The following is a 25,309-nucleotide window of genomic DNA, read 5'->3' as shown; positions in this document are numbered from 1 at the left end:
TCATTACTCATTATTCGTTACTTCAACTTAGTAACTTGTAACTCGTAACTTGTAACTCTCTATTCTCTCAGTTTTTCATTTTAGTAATATTCTCATCTATATATATACTCTTCACATGGCGGTATATATTGATAATGATGGCGATGGCTATCGCTGTTTCGGCGGCGGCTATTCCTATCGCAAACAGGGTAAAGAAAAACCCTTCGAGCTGTCCCGGATACAGATAACGGTTGAATACCACAAAATTCAGGTCGGCAGCATTGAGCATCAACTCCACAGAAACCAGAACCATCAACATGTTTTTACGTGAAAGGAAACCATATACCCCGGCAAAGAACATAATAGTACTTACCGCAAGATACGCCTCGATAGGCACCGGTCCTGATAGAAAACTTGTTATAAAATCACCCATAATATTTATTATCCACCCCTCCAACCTCCCCAAAAGAGAAGCTACCTGTGAGGGTATTTGTATTATATTACTTTTTTACTATTCATTTCAGTCTCCCCTCCCTTTGGAGGGGTAGGGGGAGGTGTTATCTTTTTCTGGCAATCATTATACCACCAATAATACAAGCTAACAACAACACACTTATAGCCTCGAACGGCAGCAAGTACTGGTATTTGTCCGTACCCATCATTGCCATACCTATATCCTGCATCTGCAACTCGCTTTGTGTAACGTAAGTATAAAACTTGTTCACATTGTAGAATATTATGTGACCGCAAATACCCAGTCCGGCCAGAGCCGCAACTGCTGCTATGAATACCCTTCCCGGTTTTTCGAATTTGACATCCACTCCCGGCTCATGGGTGAGCAGGATAGCAAAGATGAACAATACCATCACACCTCCTGCATAAACAGCTATCTGTACTGCCATCAGGAAATGATAATCGAGTAGTAAATACAAACCTGCTGTACCTAAAAGGACAAATAACAGGAATGTCGCCGAGCGGATAATCTTTTGTGTTGTAACCGCCATAATGGAGGAAAACACAATGATTGTTGCTATAATGTAAAATATAATCTGTTCTGCCATAATCTGTTGATTATCGTATATTATTTATTCTTTATCTTCTTTTGGCCCAATATCTCCATCTGTCTTGGACGCAGGTACTGTCTTGGTTGTCACATCCTTTTTCACATCCAGTTCGGGATGGCTTCCATCGGCCGTTTTTATATCCTGTGCAGGTATAGGTTCGAGCGGAGTCTGGGGTACATTTTCCGGCGCCGTATTCTTTCCATGTACGGCATCTTCTGCTTTAGCTACAGGACTTGTTACAAGAGCAGGCTTTTCCTTTTTCTTTTCACGGAGCTTAGAACCTTCATGGTTTAGTTGCTGGATAAGCTTACTGCGAGTAAAGAGCGAATTTTCGAAAGTATTCGCAAAAACAATCGCATCCGACGGACAGGTTATCACACACAGATTACAGAATGTACACATTCCTAAATCATAAATGTAACGGTCTATTATTTTTTTCTTTTTCCCATCTTCTGTCTCTATACTCTTCGATATAACCTGTATTGTCCCGTTCGGGCAATTCATCTGACAGATACCACAAGCTGTACAGGCATGCTCGTTATTTTCATCGTGCGGCATGATCAGCTCGCCACGGAAACGGTCAGGGATTACAAGGGTTGCGCGGTTTTCAGGGTATTGCTCTGTGATCTTTTTTGTCCACAGCTCACCCCATGTCACCCTCATACCTGTGAGCAATGACCTGATACCTCCAAATAAACCTGAAAAATATTCTGATACTGAACTCATTATCGTATTTTCTATAAATTAAGGTCTCAGACCTTTTTATTATTTTTATATCTGCAACAGTATTAAATACTATCTTTTATTCATTTAAAAGTCCAACCCAATAAAACCATAGCTACCATCAATAATATGTTTACCATATTAATCGGCAACAGATATTTCCATTCCAGATTCAACAGCTGGTCGATACGCAAACGCGGGAACGTCCATCTTACCCACAAACTGAGGAAGACAAGGAATCCTGCTTTTCCAAAAAACCATATGAATGACGGAATATAGTTCATCACATGGTTAAATCCGTCCCAACCTTCAATCTGTACAGGCATCCATCCTCCTAAGAATACAGTAGCGGCGATACCTGCAACAATAAACATATTCAGATACTCAGCCAGATAGAAAAACCCGAATTGCAATCCTGAATATTCCGTATGGTAACCTGCTGTTAACTCCGATTCAGCTTCCGGCAAGTCGAAAGGCCCACGGTTAGTTTCGGCATGTCCTGAAATCAGATAGATAATAAATGCTATAAATGCGGGAACATGTCCTGCTATTATATTCCATTGATGGAGATATGTCTGACCCTGTATTATCTGGGAAAAACTCATTGTTCCTGACAATACAACTACTGTCATCAAAGCGAATCCAGCGGAAAGTTCATAGCTTATAAATTGGGCTCCGCTTCGCATGGCTCCGATCATCGAATACTTATTATTACTTGACCATCCGGCCAGTAATACCCCGATGATACCCAGTGATGAAACGGCAATTACATAGAATGCGCCGATATTGAAATCCACGACTTGAAGTCCCTGACCAAATGGTAATGCACCGAATGTAAGCATGGAAGCCACAATCATAAAGAAAGGCGCTGTAAAAAACAGGAACCTGTCGGATTGCTTAACATGAATAATTTCCTTTAGCAATATCTTTACCATGTCGGCCACACTCTGAATGAGTCCGTATTTACCTACACGGTTCGGGCCTAAACGTGCCTGGAAAAATGCCGTAATTTTACGTTCTACATAGATTAATATCAAGGCCAGTACTGCATAAAGGGTCAGTAAGACAATACCTATCAGTACAAATTCTATTGTCAGAGCTGCCCATGTTGGCAAATTGGCGTGTAGCCATGTATCAAGCCATGAGGTCAATTGAGAGGGCTCTAACGAAAATTTTAACAGCATATGTTTTTATATTGATAAAATGAATAAGCAAAAAAAGCATTTAATGCAACATTATTTAACCGCAACCTATTATTGCTGTTGCAAATACAAAAGCAACAAATAGGTCTGAGACCTTAATCTGTATTAACGGTCGATATCAGGAATCACATAATCCATAGAACCACCGATACCGATAAAGTCTGAAATCTTCTCATCTTCACAAATCAAGGGCATCACCGAAACAGCAGCCATCGACGGAGAACGGAATTTCAGACGGTATGGGACCTTGTCGCCACGGCTTTCGATGAATACACCGAATTCTCCACGACCGGCCTCCACTCTCTGATAGTACTCACCCTCAGGCAATTTGATTATAGCTTTTGTTTTGGCTAAGAATTCGCCATCAGGTATATTATCTACTAATTGTTCTATAATCTTCAGGGACTCTTCTATTTCATCCAGACGGTTCAGATATCTGGCAAAGGCATCCCCTTCTTCACGTATAATTTCTGTAAATTCTACTTTATCGTAAAGTGCATAAGGTACATGCTTACGGATATCAGAAGCGAATCCCGAACCACGTCCTGCAGGTCCTGTAACCGCATAAGAAATAGCGTCTTCTTTGGAAAGAAGGCCTATTCCTTTCATACGTCCCAATGCGATGACATTCCCTGTAAACAATCTGTCATATTCTTTCAGGCGCTTACGCATGAGCGGAATGAATGCTTTTACATCTTTCTGGAATTCAGGGTATATATCGAACATAACACCACCGATAACGTTGTAATTAATAATCAAACGCCCGCCTGATGTCTGTTCAAATATCTTCAGTATTTCCTCACGTTCGCGCATACCGTATATAAAAGCGGTGGTAGAACCTAAGTCCATACACATGGTCGCCCAGGCTACAAGATGGGAATCGATACGATTCAACTCATCCATAATGGTACGGATATATTGCGCTCTTTCCGGAACTTCTATTCCTCCGGCTTTCTCCACACACATACATAGGCCGTGACGGTTGATGTTTGCGGAAAGATAGTCCAGACGGTCAGTCAGATGCAGTATCTGCGGATAGGTCATGTTCTCGCACATCTTTTCTATCCCGCGATGGATATATCCGCTGTGGACGTCTATCTTCTTCACCATCTCACCTTCCAATGCAACACGGAAGTGCATCACCCCGTGGGTAGAAGGGTGCTGTGGCCCTATATTTATTATATAATCGGTTTCTTCGAATACCCTTACGTTCTCCTCCTTCAATCCATTGGGTGTTTCCATAATCCGGGGAGCAATATCAACGATATCTTTACTCTCTACCGAAACGGGGTTCAATACAGGGTTTGTATCATAATCTTTTTTCAACGGAAAACCATTCCAATCGGAGTTGAGGAAGAAACGGCGCATATCCGGATTATTGATAAAACGGATACCGAACATCGCATATACCTCACGTTCATTATAATGGGCGGTTTCCCATATATCTGTAACTGTATAAAGCAATGGATTTTCTCTATCGACTGTACCTGTTTTCAGGACAACCTCCCTGGATAAATCTTTTGATGAAGCCAGAAGATAATTTACCCCGAGCTTTTCTCCCCAGTCCATTCCGGTCAGCATAGCCAGATAGTCGAAAGGATACTCTGCATGATAGCGAAGAGCTTTTGCCAAATGGCGTAATTTGTCCGGCTCCACAGTAACCGTAAGCCTTCCGGCGTCTTCGATCACCGCTTCGGGTACGGCTTCCAATATTACTTTCCTGATGTTTTCCATCGATATATTATAGTTGCGAATTACATGTTAATTTTATATGGGGAATAACTGCCCCTATCTGTGCGTGTAACCAGAAACGAGTTACTTATTCTTTTTATCTACTTTGAACAAAAAGCGTTCCACCTTGATTTTACGTTGCAGCTGCATCAAGCCATAAAATAAAGCTTCAGGACGGGGAGGACATCCCGGCACATATACATCTACCGGCATTATTTCATCGATTCCTTTCACTACATGGTATGAATCCACAAACGGGCCTCCGGAAATAGCACAACTGCCCATGGCCACAACATATTTAGGTTCTGCCATCTGATCGTATACACGCTTAAGCAGCGGAGCCATTTTATGTACGATTGTACCTGCTACTACCATTGTATCGGCCTGGCGGGGACTATTACGCGTAACCTCCATCCCAAAACGGGCGAGGTCGTAACGGGCAGCAGCCGAAGCCATAAATTCGATACCGCAACAACTGGTAGCGAAAGCCAAAGGCCAGACAGAATTGGATCGTCCCCAGTTAATAAGGTCGTCCAGTTTTCCAACAACAACCGGAACTCCGTTTTCATTCAGCTCCTTTATATAATCTTCAAGGTATTCATTATCCTTAAACTCATCGTTAGGAATACCTTTTATATATATTTTCTTTATTTCCATTGCAATGCTCCTTTCCTCCATGCATAAGCCAATCCAAGGCCTAAGATTAATACAAAAAACAGTATACTATATAATCCAGGCATACCTAAATTCCGTACAACAGTTGCCCACGGAAATAGAAATATGGCCTCCACATCGAACATTAAATATAAGATTGCATAAAGATAATATCCTACCTTAAACTGCATCCATGAAGTACCGTGGGTCGGAACCCCGCATTCGTATGGTTCTCCTTTTTGTGCATTAAATGATTTTGGTGATAGTAGCAATGCCATGCCGAGTCCGGCGCATACAAGCATAATTCCCGTTAAAAGAACGACTAAAAAAAGAGCAGAAGAACTCATATTTTCATTTTAAGATTAAAACTTTTCTATCAATTGTCAATCACTTTCTATGGTATCAGTGACACTTTGCCAAAACCGCAAAAAGCGCACCAAATGAGAGTCTGCGGACAATCGGCGCAAAATTACAGTTTTATTTTTTAAACACAAAAATTTATATGCCAAATTATTCAAATTTGACAACTAAAGATTGCAAAACAACCTTTTATGCTGTTTCCTTCACTATATAAATCGGACGTTTCTTTGTCTCAAGATAGGTTTTGGAAAGGTATTGCCCCAAAATACCAAGACAGAACAACTGAATCCCGCCTATAAAGAAGATCACACACATAGTAGACGGATACCCTTGCACATCATCGCCAAACACCAATGTTTTGAAGATAATAACACAGATCATAACAAATGCAATGAGGCAAAACAAAATACCAAACAGGGAAGCAATAAGCAACGGACGTGTAGAGAATGCGATTATCCCCTCTAATGAATAAAGGAACAATCCGATAAACGACCATTTAGTCTGCCCGGCAACGCGTTCGATATTCTCGAAGGCGATCCACTTGGTATTGAAGCCGACCCATCCGAAAATGCCCTTTGAAAAACGGTTGTACTCACTCATTTCCAATATAGCATCAACCATCTGGCGCGTCATCAACCTGAAATCCCGCGCTCCGTCGACCACCTCCGTATCCGATATTTTATTTATAAGTTTATAAAATTGTTTCGCAAAGAATGAGCGCATAACAGGCTCTCCTTTCCTGTCTACACGCCTCGTCGCCACACAGTCGTAATTTTCCGTTTTAAGGCTCTCATACATTTCCCTCACCAGAGAAGGCGGATCTTGCAAATCGGCATCTATCAAGGAAATATAGTTCCCTGTGGCAGCCTTCAAGCCTGCATATATACCCGCTTCTTTACCAAAATTCCGGGAAAAAGACACATAATGAACCCTGTCGTCCGATTTCTTTAATCCTTTCACCAATTCCAATGTCTTATCCTTGGAACCGTCATTGATAAAAATAAACTCAAACTCCTGCTCAGACATCTCTGCTGTCAGTTTCACTAGTTCTTTATATAGGAAGGGAAGAGCTTGTTCTTCATTATAGCAAGGCACAATTAAAGATATCTTATCCATGTTTCGATGTTTGTTTATGTTTCGTACAAAGTTATAGTGTTTTGTGGCTTATGCAAATAGCAAAGCCTAATAGTTACATTTTTTCAAAATATTTATGCACCAAACGCGATACGGGATATTCGTCCACATCTTCAATCCTCACCTTTAAATATTCGCCGGGCATCGATACGGTCTGCACGGTGACCTGATAAAATGTCGCATATATAGCCTGATGAGAAAGGATATGCTTCATCTGCAACACATATTCTATAATATATGCACCATCATTATCTTTAAACAGTTTTTTGAAACCATCCGCTTGCCGGAGTTCCTCTATCGGTAAAGCGTCTCCGGTTTCCACCAATGGCAACTCATACAGACCCTGCCAGATATCTTTTGCCGTACGCTTATGCAAAAGCATATAACCGTCGCCGAAGCGGATATCGAAATAATGAAAATAACGGGCACGCACCTTTTGTTTTCCTTCTTTTACCGGAAATACTCCTACCCTGCCTTGCGCATATGCAAGACACATCACCGAAGCCGGGCAATCTCCACAATGGGGTGACGCAGGTACACACTGCAAGGCCCCAAACTCCATAATAGCCTGATTATGCAGACCTGGCCTTTTATCATCAAGCAATTCCTGTGCGAGCTGAGAGAACAGCTTCTTACCCTTTGTGCTATCTATAGGCTCTTCAATAGCAAATATACGCGACAACACCCTGAACACATTACCATCGACAACCGCATATGGCTGATTATAGGCAAACGACACTATCGCGGCAGCAGTATATCCCCCCACCCCTCTCAGACTCAAAACACCTTCATAATCACGAGGAAAGGCTCCATTATATTTCTCCAATATCATTTTTGCGGCTGCATGAAGATTACGCGCGCGGCTGTAATAGCCCAGACCCTGCCAAAGCTTCAAAACCTCATCTTCTTCGGCCTGTGCCAACAAACCTACGGAAGGGAATCTTTTCACAAACCGGTTAAAATACGTATATCCTTGATCTACTCGCGTTTGCTGCAATATTATTTCTGAAATCCAGATAAAATAAGGGTCTGTTGTATCGCGCCAAGGTAACTCCCGTTTATTATCATTATACCACCTTATTAATATAGAACTTAATCTTAAATCTTTTTCTTTACTCATTTACAATTATTTACAACAGACAGAAATCCCCGGTCACCGAAAGTTAATTTCTGCATTATTTAGAAAAAATGGCCGTTATTTGTTTCAAAGGTAAATAAAAAGCTATATATTTGCAGTCCAAAAAATTAATTGTTTTGAATCTAAAAAAAATAAGAAAATGACAAAAGCTGACATCGTTAACGAGATTGCGAAAAATACAGGCATAGACAAAGCGACTGTATTGAAAACAGTTGAATCATTCATGGACGTAGTTAAAGACTCCCTGAGCAAGAATGAAAATGTTTATTTAAGAGGTTTCGGTAGTTTCATCGTGAAGACAAGAGCTCAAAAAACGGCTCGTAACATTTCTAAAAACACGACTATTATCATACCAGCACATTCAATTCCGGCATTCAAACCTGCCAAAACTTTCGTAATCCAAGTAAGAAAGTAATTGAGACGCATACAAATTATTAATTACTAAATATATAAATAACATGCCAAGCGGAAAGAAAAGAAAAAGACATAAAATGTCTACGCATAAGCGCAAAAAAAGACTGAGAAAGAATAGGCATAAGAAGAAAAAATAAGCCTTATTTCTTTCTTTAACAGAAATATACAGGAACAAACTTACAAATTGTTGAATTTTAAGTTTGTTCTTTGTGTATTATATGCAATCCGCTTCTATTACACAAAGAAGCAAACCTATTTTAAGGTTTAAATACTGGATATATTTAAATCTAATTTTCAACTTCTAAATTATAGTTATGAATAGCGAACTAGTAGTCGATGTTCAGCCCAATGAAGTCTCGATAGCAGTACTTGAAGACAAAAAGCTTGTCGAACTGCAAAAAGAAGGAAGAGATGCTTCATACGCGGTAGGAAACATCTATGCCGGCAAAGTGAAAAAGCTTATGCCCGGACTAAACGCTGCTTTTGTAGACATTGGATACAAAAAGGACGCTTTTCTTCACTATTTAGATCTTGGTGCTCAATTCAAATCTGTTGATAAGTTCTACAAACAGGCGCTGGCTGATAAGAAAAAATTCCCGAACATCTCCAAAATGAAACTGGAGCATGACATAGATAAGGATGGTTCTATCAGTGACATACTGAAACCAGGGCAGGAAATCCTGGTACAAATAGCCAAAGAACCTATATCGACAAAAGGCCCCCGCCTTACATCGGAATTGTCCCTGGCCGGACGTTTCCTCGTTGTTATACCTTTTAATGATAAAGTCTCCGTATCACAAAAAATCAAGTCGAAGGAAGAACGAGCCCGACTACGTCAGCTGATACAGAGTATAAAGCCTAAAAACTTCGGCGTAATAGTAAGAACTGTAGCCGAAGGTAAGAAAGTAGCCGATCTGGATACTGAACTGAAAACACTGGTAAAGCGATGGGATGACAATCTTCCCAAAATACAGAAAAGCAAGTTGCCGACTCTCGTCTTTGAAGAAACAGGACGTATAGTTGCCCTTTTGCGTGATGTATTTAATTCGAGCTTTCAGGAGATACATGTAAATGAGCCTGATACATGTAATCAGATAAAAGATTATATTTCATTCATTGCGCCTGAGAAGAAGAACATTGTAAAACAATATGACGGTGACCTCACCATATTCGACAACTTCGGCGTTACAAAACAAATAAAGGCTCTTTTCGGAAAAACGGTAACGTTCCGAAACGGAGCATATCTGATTATAGAACACACAGAAGCATTGCACGTAATAGACGTGAATAGCGGAAACAGGTCAAAGAACCCGGAAGCCGGACAAGAAAATAACGCCTGGGAAGTGAATTCCGCGGCAGCAGAAGAAATAACCAGACAGCTAAGATTACGAGACATGGGGGGCATAATCGTAATCGACTTTATAGATATGACTGAAGGCGAGCACCGCAGTCAACTGATAACAAGAATGCAGGAATTAATGTCTAACGACCGCGCCAAGCATAACATTTTGCCTCTAAGCAAATTTGGGTTGATGCAAATCACAAGGCAGCGCGTTCGCCCTGAAATGGAAATTACCACAACCGAAATTTGTCCTAACTGTTTCGGTAAGGGAGAAATAAGGCCATCCATATTATTCACAGACACCTTGCGTATGAAAATCAGTTATCTTGTAAAAGATCTGAAAGTGAAGAAATTTACCTTGCACGTACATCCATACGTTGCAGCGTTTATCAATCAAGGTCTTATTTCCCTCAAATGGCAGTGGAAATGGAGATATAGCATGGGAATAAAAATATTACCGAACCAGAATCTGGCTCTTCTCGAATATCATTTTTATGATGAGAACAAAGAAGAAATAGATATGAAACAAGAGTTTGAAGTAAAATAATTATTGCCTAAAATACAGGGAAAGCCGCTTTGATATATCAAGGCGGTTTCTTTTTTGTTATAACCAATACGGATCGGGAGTTGAAGCTATAATCAACTGCCGGTTTGTAAATATGCTGAACGTCCAGTTATAAATAAAGCCGCATTTGCATGACGCAAATGCAGCTTTATCTTTTATTCCGGAATCCTTATCTTTTACTTACTCTTTGCATTATATCCTTCAGCTACCACCTTATAGTTATTAGTAAGCTGTTGGGGCAGGGTCAATTCTACAACTCTTTTTTCCCCCGGTAATAAATTGATATAGCCATCGGAGAAATAGGCAGGGAGAAGTATTTCGTTTGTATTTTTATCCACTGCATTCAATTTCAGGGCGGCAGCTAACGTTTTTGAAGGATTTGATACCTCCACCAATGTTCTACCTTTTGTGTTTATAGTCTTTACAACCACGTCCACAGGAGATAGTGTATTCATATTCCTGTATGAGTCAATGCTTCCGTCAGTCATCCAATAGTCATTTGTCGATATCGTTTTGCCTTTTATATCTTTCAACTCCAGGCGTGTCAGATACAGTTTAGGCAAACTATTCACGTTTGCAGGGACAAAGCATTTAGTAGCTGAATTTGCCTTAGCGTCCAACTTTATATCTTTCTTATACAACTCTTTACCTTGCAGGCTTATATATTTGATGCTGGCCGTCACTGATCTGTAATCATGCAATGTCGTATTAATAACCATTACATCGTTATCCGGCAAATTCATCTGTATATGTACCGGCTCACAGGCTTTCTTCGCCCCGAAATATGACCCAGGTGTTTCATAATCGTAAGTGTATGTCTGCCAGATCATGCTCGGCCACGCCGGGTGGCTCATCCACAGTATAAGGCCTGTAGTATTGTCCCACATCTTGCTATTCCATGCTTCGAGCATATTGCGCCATGCATCGTATGTTATAAATTGTGATTTGCGGACAAAATCCTCCATACTATCGGGTTTTCCGTAACGGTTGACCGCATTCATAAAGTCCCCGAAATTCTGGGATGTGTGATGTAAATCGTGATATGCCCATACATCATTTATCGGCCATTGATCTTCAGGGGCGATGAATTTGCGGATAGTATTCGCCGTAGGGATAGCATAACTTCCCATCTCGGTATTGAAACCTTTTGCATTTTGGGTATAGTATAGCGACGGATCTTTAAAGTATCCCCACGGACCGCTTGTTCCCATATTCAGAAAACGGGATTGACCATGATAATGGCGGGTAGGGTCTTCTTGCGCGACCATTTTTGTTAGCATTTCGCTCATTCCTTCCGGGGCAAAACCTTCATTGCGGGGACACCAGATAGCTATAGACGGATGATTGCGGTAACGGCGTACTACATCAGTAGCATTCTTAACAAACAGGTCGAAGTCGCTTGGCTCTACCGTATCATCTGTAGTAATCCAGAAATCGTTCCAAACCAACATGCCGTATTCGTCACAAAGACTATAAAATACTTCTTCGGTCGATTCACCCGTCCAGTTGCGGATAATATTGAAATTGGCATCGCGATGCAAACGTACATACGGTTCAATCCGTTCTCTCGACACCCTTTTCATACCATCGTCCATACCCCAGTTGCCGCCACGACAGAATATCCTCACTCCGTTTACCCTGATTGCAAGGAAAGGTCCGACAGAATCGTCGGCAGATAATGTTTCCAATCCTGATATATCTGCACCTTTGGCAATTGCAGGCAGTTGATTATCTTTGGTAAAGAAAGCCCTTTTTTCATAATCGAATACGGGGTTTCCTTTATTTGTCGTTGAGTTAGGCGTATAAAGTACCCTTTTATTCTGATTATTATCACTCACCATCAGTTCATATGACATCTCACGGATACCGAAGCGTACTTTCTTCGTGTCCGAGATACTGCTATTTGTCCGGACGGTTAGTTCCAGGTCATATAACTCCGGATTGCCGTAACCGTTTGGCCACCACAGGCGGGGATTCTTTATATTTAATTCCTTATGCTCCTCGGGACTGAAAACCAATATTTTTTCCTCATTAGCTTTCAGCGAATAAGGTATATCGATATTCATATTCTCTATTTTTGCAGAAAGTGTCCCGTTTATAGCATTTGCACTTATATTACGGATATTAGTACGGATAGTTATTTTCGCCTGAGTAGTGTCGGGTAAGAGAATATCTGTTGTCACCAAAGGATCACCGATCAATACGTCACCACTCGACCTGAGTCTTACATCCTGCCAGATACCTGTATTACGGTCGCGAATACCCGGAATCCAGTCCCAGCCTATAGAAGATATGAACGTTGGCCCGTCGGTACTCAGCACTCCTCCGTTCAAGCCCTGCCCGGCGATCATTGATTGTTCGTGAGGTATTCCCGGATTATTGGGAGGCAGGATATGGACGGCCAGTATATTTTCCGAATCTAGGTTTACAACACCTGTCACATCGAACTTTCCCCGGATAAAGGCCCCTTTTATACTACCCAGCCTTTTTCCGTTCAGATATATTTCTGCCCGGTAATTTATACCATTAAAGAGTAATTGCAGTTGCTTGCCGGCAATATCCTGCGGGACATTAAATTTACACCTGTACCACCAATCGGTGCGGCTCAGCGAATCGGGGATATTCATATTATTCAGTCCGAAAAACGGATCGGGATAAACTCCCTGATTTACCAGTGTAGTAAGGACTGTACCGGGAACAGTGGCATTATACCATGTTGCCGTATTCAGTTGCGGATCGAATATTGACTTTCCGGATTCAATTACTGTTGCTCCGTCAGTCATTTCCCAGCCCTGAGAGATGATCCATTCTCCCTCTTGTGTAGAGGTAAGTTTTGCAGGTAAGTTTTGTTTTTCAATTCTTTTTGCATCCTGAAAAGGAGCATTACCTTCCGGCAGTTCCGATTGTGGCTGGGGCTGGCGTAACCCTGTCCATAAGTTAGTAAACTGCTGTGCTTTAAAACTTGTAGATGATACCATAAACAGGAGTAGTATCACCGTACCTTTCAGATACAATTTTTGTTGTTCGTTAATCATGGGTTCTGACTTTATTGTTTTTGATTAATAGGTCAGACACAAAGGTAATATTTTTTACCCGCGAGATAACGCTCAAACGTTAATTAACTTTTGCGGCGTTCTTTCCTCGCCCTTACTTTTGCCCTCTCCCTTCTCTTGGCAAAAAAGATGTAATAGCCTGTAATGGGTAGACTTGCGCCCACAAGGGAGAAAAAACAGGTAAATATTTTCGACCAGATACCCCAGTAATTCCCTACATGTAAACTATATACCCATGCCCACACCTTAGTTGTTCCCTCCTGATCTTTAAACAGGGTGATTTTTGTTATCTCTCCCGTGTTTTTATCAAAGTCATACTTATCTGTAGCCCTCGAAGTCAGGGATGACTTCAGATGTACTGTAGCCGATTTATCCTGCACCCGGATGTATTCATTGTCCGGATTTGCCGTTTTCAGGGTATTATATACTGTTTGCCAGTTTGCAATATTCAGTTCTTCTTTTTTCCCTTCCTTACCTCTTCCTCCGCCTCCGCGGTTTCCTCCCCCATGTCCGGATTCCTTAGGCGCTTCTACTCCGAACAACTTAAATACTCCGTTCCTGTACCACTCGAAAGACCACATCATCCCTGTAAATGCGCAGATCAGCAACACAAGACAGGCATATGCTCCCAGCACGTTATGCAGATCGTACCATAGACGCTTCCCTCCTTTACGAAATTGAATCTTGAAACGGCTCTTATTCAGTCTGCGGGGCATCCATACTATAAAACCACTGATAAGAATAAATACGAATATCAAAGTTGAGATACCTACTGTATATTTTCCCCATGTACGCCCCCCGTCCAATAGCCAGCGGTGAAGTGACATAATAGTAAAGAAGGGGCTTTCCCTGAATTTATACATTCCGGTTACTTCTCCTGTATATTGGTTTACAAACGCCGATATGCGGAAGCCTTCTTTGAGGGTCATCGCATAAGTACGTTCCGGATTATCCTGTATCTGCACACTGGCAACAGTATTGCTGTCCAGTTGAGCATTTACCAACGGTATCAGTTCATCCAACGGTATCGGACTGCCTTTAACCTCTTTTACAAAATAGTGGGATGGATTGGCCAGTTGGAGTATTTCATCCTGAAAGACAAGTATTGCTCCTGTAAGGCAAACGATTACAATGATAATTCCGACAGGAATAGAGAGCCATTTGTGTAGCTGTTTAAGAAATTTCCGCATAAATGTATTTCTGTATTCTAAAAGAAAGTTCCGATGGATTGACTATCAAACAATTCATCGGAACAACTATCATCAAAGTTAAGTAATTCTTTAATCTATATCTTTTTGAGAATTGAGGCAGATTAAATCAACTATCATCTCTGCAAATTTCGGGGTAATTATAATAACCTGCAATCCCAATAAATAATGATTTTCTCATTGTCCCGTAATCATAAATAGTGATTCGCTCTAGAAACGGTACGATACTACTGCCGCAAAATTGCGCGGGTCGATTTGATTTATATAACCGCCACGGTAGTATGAATTATATCCTACTTCATCGAATATATTGTTGAAGAATACACGGGTAGTCACCTTGCCGTAAGTATAAGCTAGTTGAGCGTTCACGGTTGTATAGGCAGGCATATCAAAGGGTTTTGTCCCGGTAAGTGTGCCTTCATGTCCATTTGGTTTCAGCGAGAAGTCATCCACAGGACGCTTGCCTACATAGTAGGCGCCAAGACCAATGGATAAACCTTTCAGCGGACTTCTATCCAAAGTATAATATACCCATCCGTTTGCTGTATGCTTAGCTGCATTTATAGGTGCAGACCCTTCTTCATATGAAGGACTGTTCTTGTATTTGGCATTCGTGTATGAATACCCCAGCATCACCTGCAAATTGGTCAGTATACGTCCGCTTAATTCCACTTCTACCCCGTTTCTCTTCAGGTCTCCTGCTTTGTAATAGTAGCCTGTCGTTTCCTGAGTTCCTGTTCCTTCATTATATACGTATTCCGAGTTAGTGAGGTTGTCGGTAAGTATGTCGAAATATGTAAAGTTGAAGCGCAATCTTTCATTAAGCCAGTCTGATTTAATACCGAACTCCCATTGTTTTGTTGTAGCAGGGCCTGCAAGGGTTACCCTGTCTTCCAGGATGTTTGCAGCATTCCTAAGATTGGTACTAGTTGTATACGAACCGAATATATTCATGTTTTTTAAAGGAGTAACCATTACTCCTACCATCGGATTCCATGCATCTTCTGTAGTTACACCTCCACCTGTATTATTCGTAGAAATGGAACTATAGCGAAGTCCCAATATCGCTTTTAAATACTCATTAATAGTCATTACCTCCTGAGCCATAATGCCATATGTAGAATAGTATGTATCAACCGGCGTGTTTGGTTTTATATATTTTATGATGGAGTCCTGACTTACGTCATTCGGTATAGAAGGAGAATTTACAATATCTATATTTCCTAACGAATAAGACGAAAAGCTGGTGGTGGATACATCCGCTGTCCTGTAGTCGAATCCTAGCTGGAATGTATGTTTCACACTTCCTGTATAAATGTCTTTACCGACCAGGTCGAGCTGGAATGTTGAATTCTTGTCATCCCTCATATTTCTTGTCAATGATCTACCTCTCACATTATAATCATCCTTAATAGCTCTTGTTCCAATAGACGTATTCAAATTATCAAATTTGTAAGAAGATCCGAAATAAGCAGCTCTAACGCTTACTTTGTCTGCAATCTGGCGTGTTATGCGGGCTGCATATGTAAGCGTTTTTGTGTTTATATTATCTGCTTTGGTACCAAGGAACTTATCGTGAGGTATCTCATACATCGCTTCTGTACCGCCATCGGCGAGATTTATTGCACTAGAAACCGGAGTTCTGTCATCATTCATATAATCCATTTCGAGAGTTACTGTCGTTTTTTCATCGGGTCTCCATTCCAAAGATGGATTGATGTAGACCTTGTTCAAAGAAACGATTGGGCGATAGTTGTCCGAACGCTCATAAGCGCCATTTAACCTGAAAGCAACAGTTTTCCCTTTATCGAGTACAGACTGTACATCGAATGTAGGGCGAAACTGCCCCCAACTACCTGCACGCACACCAACCTCTCCTCCATTTATAAACTTAGGAGTCTTCGTTACAACATTGATCACACCTCCTGCATTTCCTATATCGGTAATCACCCCTTGTGTAATCGCTGCAGAGCCTTTTATCATCTGAATACTTTCTACACCTTGCATATCGGTAAGGATCGATGCCGTCTGAAGCTGAGAATCTGTTCTGACCCCGTTTTTCAAAACCGGAATACCTCGAAAACCTCTGCTGGAAAAACTTTCTTTTACTCCTCCGTATGAGCCGAAAAGAATAACACCCGGAACATTCCGTATTGCCTCGGTCACGGTCAAAGCACCCTGTTCCGCTATCACCTTATCGGAAATAACCGAGATACTTTGTATCTGTTCGCTCGGACGAAGCGGCATACGGGTAATCGCATCCAGTTTTTCGGGTTGTTTATAACGCTCCCCGAATACTTCCACCTCACTTAGATTAGCATTTGGAACCATATCAAAATGCAGATGCACTTCGTTGTTATCCGACAGATTTACTTTTTTAGTATTATTGTTGTAACCCACAAAACTCACTTCTATAGTCAGTTCTCTCTTCGGTAAACGTACAAATCTGAATTTACCTTCATTATCAGTGGATACTCCTTTTTGCAGTTCCTTAATAACAACAGTAGCCGAAGCCAGAGGCTGTCCTTTGTCATCGATCACTCTCCCTTTTATCGTCTGTGCAACAGCTAGAGATATATTGAGAATAAGTAATAGGTTTAGAAAAATGATTTTTCTCATATTATTATATATTTTGTATATGTGTGAATAGATAAAAATAACCGATGGCAAAGGTCCTGATTATTGCTCAGGCTGGCAATCGCAAGAAATAATGATAATTTTATTTAATTATAACCATAAATAGGGATTGATAGGTGTGGTATTTCCCAAAGGGTTTGTTTATCGCTGAAAATTTAATAAGTATAGAGTTAATTAAATTAACTATTCACATCATTACAAAATAAATTATCTTTAAAATACTCTGGCTGAACTCATACTTTTATATTGATATATAAAAAGTGTCTGGCTCAACAGGTTAAATTACGCCCAACTTAATATATAAGTGCTTTTTGTTTTATATATTTGCCTGTTTATTATACCCTCAAAGAGGCGGTTCTATATTTGAAGAAAACGATTATGAGTGAACAAAACGATATATCAATACTAGAGAAGATAAATTATCCTTCCGACATGAAAAACCTGAGCATAGAAGAGCTGGAAACTCTTTGTTCAGATTTAAGGACCTTTATTATCGACCAGTTAAGCAATAATCCGGGGCACTTCGGTTCCAGCCTGGGTACAGTAGAGTTAACCGTTGCCCTTCACTATGTGTACAATACCCCATACGACCGCATCGTCTGGGATGTAGGACATCAGGCATATAGCCATAAAATACTCACAGGAAGAAAAGACAGATTCCATACCAACCGCCAGTTTGGTGGCCTGGCCGGATTTCCCAATCCGAAAGAAAGTGAATACGATGCTTTCATTGCCGGACACGCGTCCAATTCCATTTCGGCGGCATTAGGTATGGCTGTGGCTTCGGCCCTGAAAAAGGAAGACAGACATGTGGTGGCAGTCATCGGTGATGGCTCCATGACGGGAGGACTGGCTTTTGAGGCACTGAACAATGCAAATTCCCAGCCTAACGATATACTTATTATCCTTAACGATAATGATATGGCGATCGACGACAATGTGGGCGGAATACGAGATTATCTGGTAAAAATGACAACTTCCCCGACTTATAACCGTGTGAGGAACGATGTTTATCAGAAGTTTAAGAAAGGAAACCTGATCACGGAAAAAGGTAAAAACTTTATCCTCCGTTTCAACAATAGCCTTAAGTCTCTACTGACCAAGCAGCATAACCTTTTCGAAGGATTTAACATCCGTTATTTTGGCCCCGTGGACGGACACGACCTGCGTGGTTTGGTACGCATTTTACAGAACATCAAAGATCTCAAAGGACCAAAGATGTTGCATATACATACTGTGAAAGGTAAGGGGTTCAAACCGGCGGAAGTATCCGCTACAGTATGGCATGCGCCCGGTAAGTTCGATAAAGAGACCGGAGAGCGGATTGTTGTAAAATCGAAAGACCAGCCTCAACTATTCCAGGATGTTTTCGGGCATACTCTTGTCGAACTGGCACAGCAGGATGAAAAAATAGTAGGTATTACTCCTGCCATGCCAACAGGTTCGTCCATGACATACATGATGAAGGAATTCCCTGACAGGGCCTTCGATGTGGGCATTGCCGAAGCACATGCCGTAACTTATTCGGCCGGACTGGCAAAAGAAGGGCTTCTGCCATTTTGTAACATATATTCATCTTTTATGCAGCGGGCCTACGACCAGGTGATACATGACGTAGCCTTACAGAACCTGCATATAGTAATGTGTCTCGACAGGGCCGGGCTGGTCGGCGAAGACGGGCCTACTCACCACGGAGCATTCGACCTCGCATATATGCGTTGTATTCCGAATCTGGTAATCGCCTCACCATACAATGAGCATTATCTCCGCCACCTGATGTTTACTGCCGCTTATGGACATGACGGGCCATTTGTTATCCGTTATCCCAGGGGGCAGGGCGTACTATGTGATTGGGAATGTAAAATGGAGAAACTCGAAATCGGTAAAGGACGAAAGCTGAAAAACGGTAAGGATCTGGCCGTACTCACAATAGGCCCTATCGGAAATGCCGCCCGGGAGGCGATAGCCGCAATAGAAAGTGAGGGATATTCCATTGCCCATTACGACATGATATTCCTGAAACCAATAGACAAGGCATTACTGAAAGAAGTAGCCGAGAATTTCGAAAATGTTATGACCATTGAGAATGGGGTCGAAAACGGGGGATTGGGCAGTGCCGTACTTGAATATTTCTCAGAAAATAATTATCATAATATAAATGTTACCCGTGTAGGCTTACCGGACGAGTTTGTTACTCATGGTTCTATAAAAGAGTTGAATAAGCTTTGTGAAATAGATGCCCCGGGACTGGCAAAACGTATGCAGGAAACATTGATCCGGTATAATGTCGTACCTCAGCAACATGAGAATATATACAAGTAAGAGAAAGTATTTAATGCAATTTTTTTTATTACAACCAACTCTTGGTGTTATAGATAAAAAAGTAATGAATAGGTTTGAGACCTTAAATAGATAATATGTCTATGAGAATTGTAATCGCAGGAGCAGGAGCAGTAGGCACACATCTGGCAAAACTATTATCAGTGGAAAATCAGGATATCGTCTTGATGGATACTGATAAAAACAAGCTCAATTTTTCAAATACGAACCTGGAGATGATGACTATGGCCGGGTCATGCACATCACTGAAAGACCTGACCGAAGTGGATATTGAAGAAGCTGATCTGTTCATAGCGGTTACCCCTGATGAGTCTGTCAATATAACAGCGTGTATGTTGGCCTCGAATATGGGGGCAAAGAAAACTTTCGCCCGGATAGATAATTACGAGTACCTTTTACCAAAAAACAAAGAGTTCTTTGGTAAGCTGGGAATAAACTCGATGGTTTATCCCGAAATGCTGGCGGCCAAAGAAATTGTTTCAGCCCTGAAGCGTCCGTGGGTGCGCCAGTGGATAGAACTCTGCGACGGCAACATCATTCTGGCCGGAATTAAAGTACGGGAGAATTCCGAACTTGTAAACAAACATCTTTATGAATTGGGACAGGAAGATAAGATATTTCATATCGTCGCCATCAAACGAAAGAATATAACCATCATACCCAAAGGCAGTGACCAGGTACTGGCCGGAGACATTGTCTTTTTTACCGTCACCAAAGACAATATAGGCGATTTGCCCAAAATCGCGGGTAAAGCGACTTTTGATGTAAAAAACGTGATGATAATGGGCGGCAGCCGCATCGCTATCCGTACCTGCCAATATTTGCCCGACTCCACTAATATAAAGCTGCTGGAATCAGATAAGGAAAAATCCTATCAGTTACTGGAAAAACTGCCGAAGAATGTAACCGTCTACCATAGCGACGGGCGCAATGCCGAATTCCTGCTGCAGGAAGGCATAAAGGATATAGACGCCTTCATTGCCGTTACCGGAAACTCTGAAGCCAATATACTGGCCTGTATGGCAGCCAAGCGTTTCGGCGTAAGAAAAACGGTGGCCGAAATAGAGAATATGGATTATATCTCAATGGCTGAAAATCTGGATATAGGCAGTATCATCAATAAGAAGCTTATTACGGTAAGCAATATCTACCGTTTCCTGCTCAGCGCAGACGTATCCAACGTAAAGTCGCTGACCGTGGCTAATGCCGATGTAGCGGAAATAATAGCCCGCCCCAATTCCCGGATAACCAAGAAAGAAGTAAAAAATATAATATTACCGAAAAATGTGACCTTGGGAGGCCTGATACGCAATGGGGAACCAATGATGATCGACGGGGAAACCATGATTGAGCCTTACGACCATGTAGTAGTTCTTTGTCTCGACGACTCACTGCGCGAAGCGGAGAAGCTGTTCCATTAACCGATTACGAATGAGCAATTTCAATTATCGTTTTGTATTAAAAACTATCGGCTTTTTACTCATCATAGAATCTCTGTTTATGATGGCCGCGACTGTTGTTTCGTACTATTCGCATGAAATAGCCGGTGATGCGATCTTGATAAGCTCTACGATAACTTTCTTTGCAGGTGTGTTCCTGCGTCTGTCCGGAACCGAGGATTATGTAAAGCCGATAGGTAAACGCGAAAGCTTTCTGATGGTGGCCATGTCGTGGATAATCCTTTCCGCCTTTGGTATGCTGCCATTCTATTTCAGCGGCTCGATACCAAGCATCAGCAACGCCTATTTTGAAACAATATCCGGCTTTACCGCTACAGGAGCGACCATACTGACCGATATAGAGAGCATGCCCAAAGGCCTGCTTTTCTGGAGGAGTATAACCCAATGGATGGGAGGACTCGGTATCGTCGTGTTCGTTGCCACTATTTTGCCCATGGGAGGGAATGCCTCCGTACTGTACGATGCCGAGGTCACAGGGATCGGATATGACCGTTTCCGCCCGCGCATTTCACAGATAGCCAAACGGCTCTGGGTAGTTTATATATTTCTCACCGGCATACTTATCCTATTGTTGTGGCTGGGCCCGATGAATATATTCGACTCTGTCTGCCACGCTTTCACCACCATTTCCACTGCCGGATTCTCAACCAAGCAAAATAGTATCGCTTACTGGGATTCTGCTTATATAGAGTATGTTATTACGATATTCATGTTCATAGGCGGCATTAACTTCCCTCTTATCTACTTCTTCATGAAAGGCGATCCTAAAAAACTCCTCAGGAACGAAGAGTTTAAATGGTACGTCCTTATCATTATTATCTTCGTATCCATTATCGCTGTCGGGCTATATTCTTCGGGAAAGATAGAAGGCGTGGAAAGAACATTCCGCACATCACTGTTTCAGGTCGTTTCCATGCTGACAACGACTTGTTTTTCGACAGAAAACTTTATGAATTGGGGTGCGTTCTATCAGTTCGTGGTTGTCATCTTCATGCTTTTCGGAGCGTGTGCCGGGTCTACGGCGGGCGGTATTAAGATCGTGCGTATCATTATACTTTTCAAAAATTCGATCAATGAATTTAAACGGCAGGTACACCCGAACGCCATACTTCCTATTCGTCTCAATGACCGGGTGATTACCATGGACATTGTCACAAAAGTACTGGCTTTCATATTCCTTTATCTGGGAATACTTATTATCAGCTGCCTGCTCCTGTCTTTGTCGGGGATGGAATTTGAGAACTCCCTGGGCGCGGCTATTTCCTGTATAGGAAATGTCGGCGGAGGCCTGGCTGAAATCGGCACTAACGGGCATTTTTCCGATGTGCCTACAGTTTCCAAATGGTACCTTTGCTTTCTGATGCTCACAGGCCGCCTGGAACTGTTTACAGTACTTTCTTTGTTTATGCCCGCTTTCTGGAGAAGATAATAACCGATTCTTATATAAATGAAAAAACACTACACGCTTCTTGCCGCAACATTCTTTACCTGCACTGTTATCGCGCAAGAACAGAAAGTCAGTTTCCTTTTTGCCGGAGATGCCATGCAGCACAAGGGACAGCTCGATGCAGCGAAGACAAATGAAGGCTACGACTACTCTCCGTACTTCCGGTTTGTAGCAGATGAAATCAAACAGGCGGATATAGCAGTTGTCAATCTGGAAACCACCTTGCCAGGTGAGGGATACACCGGATACCCCCGCTTCGGTTCCCCAGATAAATACGCATGCGCGCTGAAAGATGCCGGATTCGATATATTCCTGTTGTCGAACAACCATATTCTGGACAAAGGGAAGAAGGGATTGGAGCGCACCATCACGGTACTGGATTCTATGAAGGTAAAGCACACAGGTGTTTTCACCAACGGGGAAAAGCGGGACTTGTATTATCCCCTGATGATGATAAAGAACGGCATCCGTATCGCTATGCTAAACTACACCTATGATACAAACGGATATAGCGTTACGAAGCCCAATATAGTTAATTATATCGACAAAAAACAGATACTGAAAGACATAGAACTGGCCAAGATAATGAAAGCCGATATTATTATAGCCAATATGCATTGGGGCATAGAATATGTACTAAAACATAACAAGGAACAAAAAGAGCTTGCCGATTTTCTTGTCAGTAACGGGGTACGTCTGGTTATTGGCGGACATCCGCATGTAGTGCAGCCTATAGACATACAAAAAGACGGGGAAGGAATCAGGAATATAATCGTATACTCGATGGGAAACCTGATTTCAGCCATGAAACCTGTAAATACAACAGGTGGGATGATGGTAAAAATAGACATCAGCAAAGATGGGAATAACCCTGTTAAGATAAATTCCTGTTCATACTCCCTTGTCTGGGTCAACAAGCTGATGAAAGACAAGGATACTCCATCCTTTTTTGAACTGCTCCCTGTGGCCTCTTTCGATAATGAGCTGGGACGGGAAAAATTAGGAGAAGAATCGTTCCTGAAAATGCAGACTTTTGCTACCAACGCGAAGAATGCAGTTGAGAGCTTATGGGAGAATGATTAGTCTGATGGAATGGATTCACGATGAGTAATCTTTCCGCCTGCCTTTCCAATCAATAGAAAAAGATAACAGCTAACTATGCAGATGAAGTTTTCACTTTATCCCAACATCCAATTTGTCAGGGCAAACCAAATTTTTACCTTTTTGAAAAAGTTTATCTATATATGTAGCTGATTGCCGGAGCTCTTTGAAGTATTGATTAAAGTAGGGTCTGCTGAAAAACTCAGCAGACCAATTCATATTTAATTCGGTTTGCGTCCGCTATTTCCCGGTTCCGATAACTATTATTGCGTCCATCCGATTTATTAGCGATTATCTCCAACAGCAATGCTGAAAAACTAAACCATAAGTTCTGAATAAGACACGGGAGTGCCATCCCCGCCAATTTGACCAGGTTTAGCACAAGGAAGATGCAGGCAATCCATGATTCGCTTGTTTGTCGGAGTCTGGCTTTGATACGGTTTAAGCCATAACCTGTTTTGGCTTGTCCAAACTTTCCTTCTATTGGATTACGCTCTCCCGGACTTACATGAATTGACATGGGCGAAGGCCTGCCCAGTGGCTTTGCTAAAAGTTTGATGCCTTTTTCCTTGAGCATAACCCGATTGGGACGACTACAGTAAATCTGATCAGCGAGTACTTCGCGGGGGTAGCATCCGAACCGTTCACGATACTTTTCAACATAGTGCTCCATGTGACTTCCCTCGTTAAAAGCATCCCAGGAAAGTTCATCCAGAAACGAGATGCCATCAATAATGGAAACATGTATCTTGGAACCAAACTCTACCTTGGCTTGACTCTTTCCTCTGACTATGGGGCGTACATGAGGTTGATGGATGCTTACTATCCGGTCTTCCACTGTATGCGTCCTGGACTTATACATGTACAACTGTTGATCAAACAAGGTCTGGATAACATACAAATATTTCCGATCCTTCTTCTTTAAGGGAAGGTTAGGATAAGCATCCAGCAACCGATGGATAGAATTTATATTCCGCTTGAGATACCCCAATTGAATGCGAACGGAGTTTCTGATCTCTTTCTTGCTCTTTTTCTTCTTCTGGGCTGTCTTCAGATAGCGTTTGCGAGCAACCTTGCGGTAGCTACGCGGCTTTTTATCATGTAACAGATGGGTATAGAGCTGATCAATCAGGTTTTCCGATATTTCACGAGCTTCGTTGAGCAGATTCAAATCCGTTGGATAAGCAATATCCTGTGGACAAGCAGTAGCATCAAAAATGATCCGGCCTTTGTTCGCTGAGCCACCGGATAAGGAATCCTCATCAGGATCAATGCCGGAATCGTCTTTATCCGATTCTTTTTTCACAAACTCCATCCCTGTCTTCAACTGAACAATCCGCTCGTTGATCGCATTGATCGTATCTAGACCCAAGCGTTTTCGTAAATCCACAAACAGTGAAGCATCAAATGGGGCTTCATGGGTGAAGCTACAGTACCCCAGAAAGTATTGCATATAGATGTTTTCCGAAATCTGACTCACTGTCTCCCGATCATCCAAATTGCAAAGATGCTTGATCATTAGAGAACCCAAAACCACACGAGGACTCAATCCCGGTCGACCCGTTGAACTAACCCCTACATGTTTGAGGTAAAGATTGCAAATCTCATCCCAGGGAATCAAATGGGACAATACAACCCAACGGTTTCCCGGATCGAGTTGCTGATCGAATGGATTTTCAAATCCCGATAAAACCAACTGATTCGGACTCGCATAATTGGGACTAAGTGCACGACTTTTGCGCTGTTTCTTCATATAT

General features: G+C 41.9%; 18 protein-coding genes and 1 pseudogene. 6 read left to right on the top strand and 13 right to left on the bottom strand.

Features of this window, described 5'->3' with window-relative positions; translation table 11 throughout:
* Positions 1-67: 67 nt before the first annotated feature.
* The 9 genes and pseudogenes from nuoK to mutY form a co-directional block, all read right to left on the bottom strand.
* On the bottom strand, positions 68-412 hold the full coding sequence (gene nuoK, locus ACYQ3L_RS07135; RefSeq protein WP_006801649.1) for an NADH-quinone oxidoreductase subunit NuoK: 345 nt from the start codon (positions 410-412) through the stop codon (positions 68-70).
* A gap of 124 nt (positions 413-536) precedes the next feature.
* Positions 537-1,040: an NADH-quinone oxidoreductase subunit J family protein gene (locus ACYQ3L_RS07130; RefSeq protein ID WP_380000667.1), complete on the bottom strand. Its 504-nt coding sequence runs from the start codon at positions 1,038-1,040 to the stop codon at positions 537-539.
* 255 nt (positions 1,041-1,295) lie between these two features.
* Positions 1,296-1,769: pseudogene (locus tag ACYQ3L_RS07125) on the bottom strand (4Fe-4S binding protein); the annotation flags it as partial.
* Positions 1,770-1,849: 80 nt separating this feature from the next.
* Positions 1,850-2,950, bottom strand: coding sequence for an NADH-quinone oxidoreductase subunit NuoH (nuoH, locus tag ACYQ3L_RS07120; protein ID WP_380000669.1), 1,101 nt, complete (start codon positions 2,948-2,950; stop codon positions 1,850-1,852).
* Positions 2,951-3,073: 123 nt separating this feature from the next.
* On the bottom strand, positions 3,074-4,702 hold the full coding sequence (locus ACYQ3L_RS07115; protein WP_380000672.1) for an NADH-quinone oxidoreductase subunit D: 1,629 nt from the start codon (positions 4,700-4,702) through the stop codon (positions 3,074-3,076).
* Between the two features lie 81 nt (positions 4,703-4,783).
* Positions 4,784-5,356 carry an NADH-quinone oxidoreductase subunit B gene (locus tag ACYQ3L_RS07110; RefSeq protein ID WP_044216933.1) on the bottom strand — a complete coding sequence of 191 codons (573 nt, stop codon included), beginning with the start codon at positions 5,354-5,356 and terminating at the stop codon, positions 4,784-4,786.
* Positions 5,347-5,700, bottom strand: coding sequence for an NADH-quinone oxidoreductase subunit A (locus tag ACYQ3L_RS07105; RefSeq protein WP_291110978.1), 354 nt, complete (start codon positions 5,698-5,700; stop codon positions 5,347-5,349). The genes ACYQ3L_RS07110 and ACYQ3L_RS07105 overlap by 10 nt, the downstream gene beginning before the upstream one ends.
* Positions 5,701-5,902: 202 nt before the next feature.
* Positions 5,903-6,829 carry a glycosyltransferase family 2 protein gene (locus tag ACYQ3L_RS07100; RefSeq protein ID WP_380000675.1) on the bottom strand — a complete coding sequence of 309 codons (927 nt, stop codon included), beginning with the start codon at positions 6,827-6,829 and terminating at the stop codon, positions 5,903-5,905.
* A 73-nt stretch (positions 6,830-6,902) separates the two neighbouring features.
* On the bottom strand, positions 6,903-7,967 hold the full coding sequence (gene mutY, locus ACYQ3L_RS07095; RefSeq protein ID WP_380000677.1) for an A/G-specific adenine glycosylase: 1,065 nt from the start codon (positions 7,965-7,967) through the stop codon (positions 6,903-6,905).
* 124 nt (positions 7,968-8,091) lie between these two features.
* Here mutY and ACYQ3L_RS07090 point away from each other — a divergent pair, with 124 nt between their 5' ends.
* Together ACYQ3L_RS07090 and ACYQ3L_RS07085 are read left to right on the top strand one after the other, a co-directional pair.
* A complete protein-coding gene (locus ACYQ3L_RS07090; protein ID WP_260397887.1) occupies positions 8,092-8,400 on the top strand; it encodes an HU family DNA-binding protein in 309 nt (102 codons plus the stop codon).
* 313 nt (positions 8,401-8,713) lie between these two features.
* Complete coding sequence (locus tag ACYQ3L_RS07085) at positions 8,714-10,288, top strand: Rne/Rng family ribonuclease (RefSeq protein WP_380000679.1); 1,575 nt, start codon at positions 8,714-8,716, stop codon at positions 10,286-10,288.
* A gap of 194 nt (positions 10,289-10,482) precedes the next feature.
* Here ACYQ3L_RS07085 and ACYQ3L_RS07080 read toward each other — a convergent pair whose 3' ends face one another.
* The 3 genes from ACYQ3L_RS07080 to ACYQ3L_RS07070 form a co-directional block, all read right to left on the bottom strand.
* Entirely contained in the window at positions 10,483-13,341 is a 2,859-nt protein-coding gene (locus tag ACYQ3L_RS07080; RefSeq protein WP_380000681.1) for a glycoside hydrolase family 2 protein, read from the bottom strand.
* 83 nt (positions 13,342-13,424) lie between these two features.
* A complete protein-coding gene (locus ACYQ3L_RS07075) occupies positions 13,425-14,549 on the bottom strand; it encodes a PepSY-associated TM helix domain-containing protein (protein ID WP_380000683.1) in 1,125 nt (374 codons plus the stop codon).
* Positions 14,550-14,777: 228 nt separating this feature from the next.
* A complete protein-coding gene (locus tag ACYQ3L_RS07070; RefSeq protein ID WP_380000685.1) occupies positions 14,778-17,186 on the bottom strand; it encodes a TonB-dependent siderophore receptor in 2,409 nt (802 codons plus the stop codon).
* Positions 17,187-17,582: 396 nt separating this feature from the next.
* On the opposite strand from ACYQ3L_RS07070, the gene dxs reads away from it, so the two are divergent.
* The 4 genes from dxs (at position 17,583) to ACYQ3L_RS07050 (ending at position 23,534) form a co-directional block, all read left to right on the top strand.
* Entirely contained in the window at positions 17,583-19,526 is a 1,944-nt protein-coding gene (gene dxs / locus ACYQ3L_RS07065) for a 1-deoxy-D-xylulose-5-phosphate synthase (RefSeq protein WP_380000688.1), read from the top strand.
* A gap of 101 nt (positions 19,527-19,627) precedes the next feature.
* Positions 19,628-20,965 (top strand): Trk system potassium transporter TrkA, encoded by a 1,338-nt coding sequence (trkA, locus tag ACYQ3L_RS07060; protein ID WP_380000691.1) that lies wholly within the window; start codon positions 19,628-19,630, stop codon positions 20,963-20,965.
* Positions 20,966-20,975: 10 nt separating this feature from the next.
* Positions 20,976-22,433, top strand: a complete 1,458-nt coding sequence (locus ACYQ3L_RS07055; protein WP_380000693.1) for a TrkH family potassium uptake protein — start codon at positions 20,976-20,978, stop codon at positions 22,431-22,433.
* An 18-nt stretch (positions 22,434-22,451) separates the two neighbouring features.
* On the top strand, positions 22,452-23,534 hold the full coding sequence (locus ACYQ3L_RS07050; protein WP_380000695.1) for a CapA family protein: 1,083 nt from the start codon (positions 22,452-22,454) through the stop codon (positions 23,532-23,534).
* A 220-nt stretch (positions 23,535-23,754) separates the two neighbouring features.
* Here ACYQ3L_RS07050 and ACYQ3L_RS07045 read toward each other — a convergent pair whose 3' ends face one another.
* Positions 23,755-25,305 (bottom strand): IS5 family transposase, encoded by a 1,551-nt coding sequence (locus tag ACYQ3L_RS07045; RefSeq protein WP_459952245.1) that lies wholly within the window; start codon positions 25,303-25,305, stop codon positions 23,755-23,757.
* Between the last annotated feature and the right edge of the window lie 4 nt (positions 25,306-25,309).

Source organism: Dysgonomonas termitidis (genome assembly GCF_054657735.1).
Note: the sequence above shows the minus strand (reverse complement) of the source record. Positions and strands in the feature narration are given on the sequence as shown.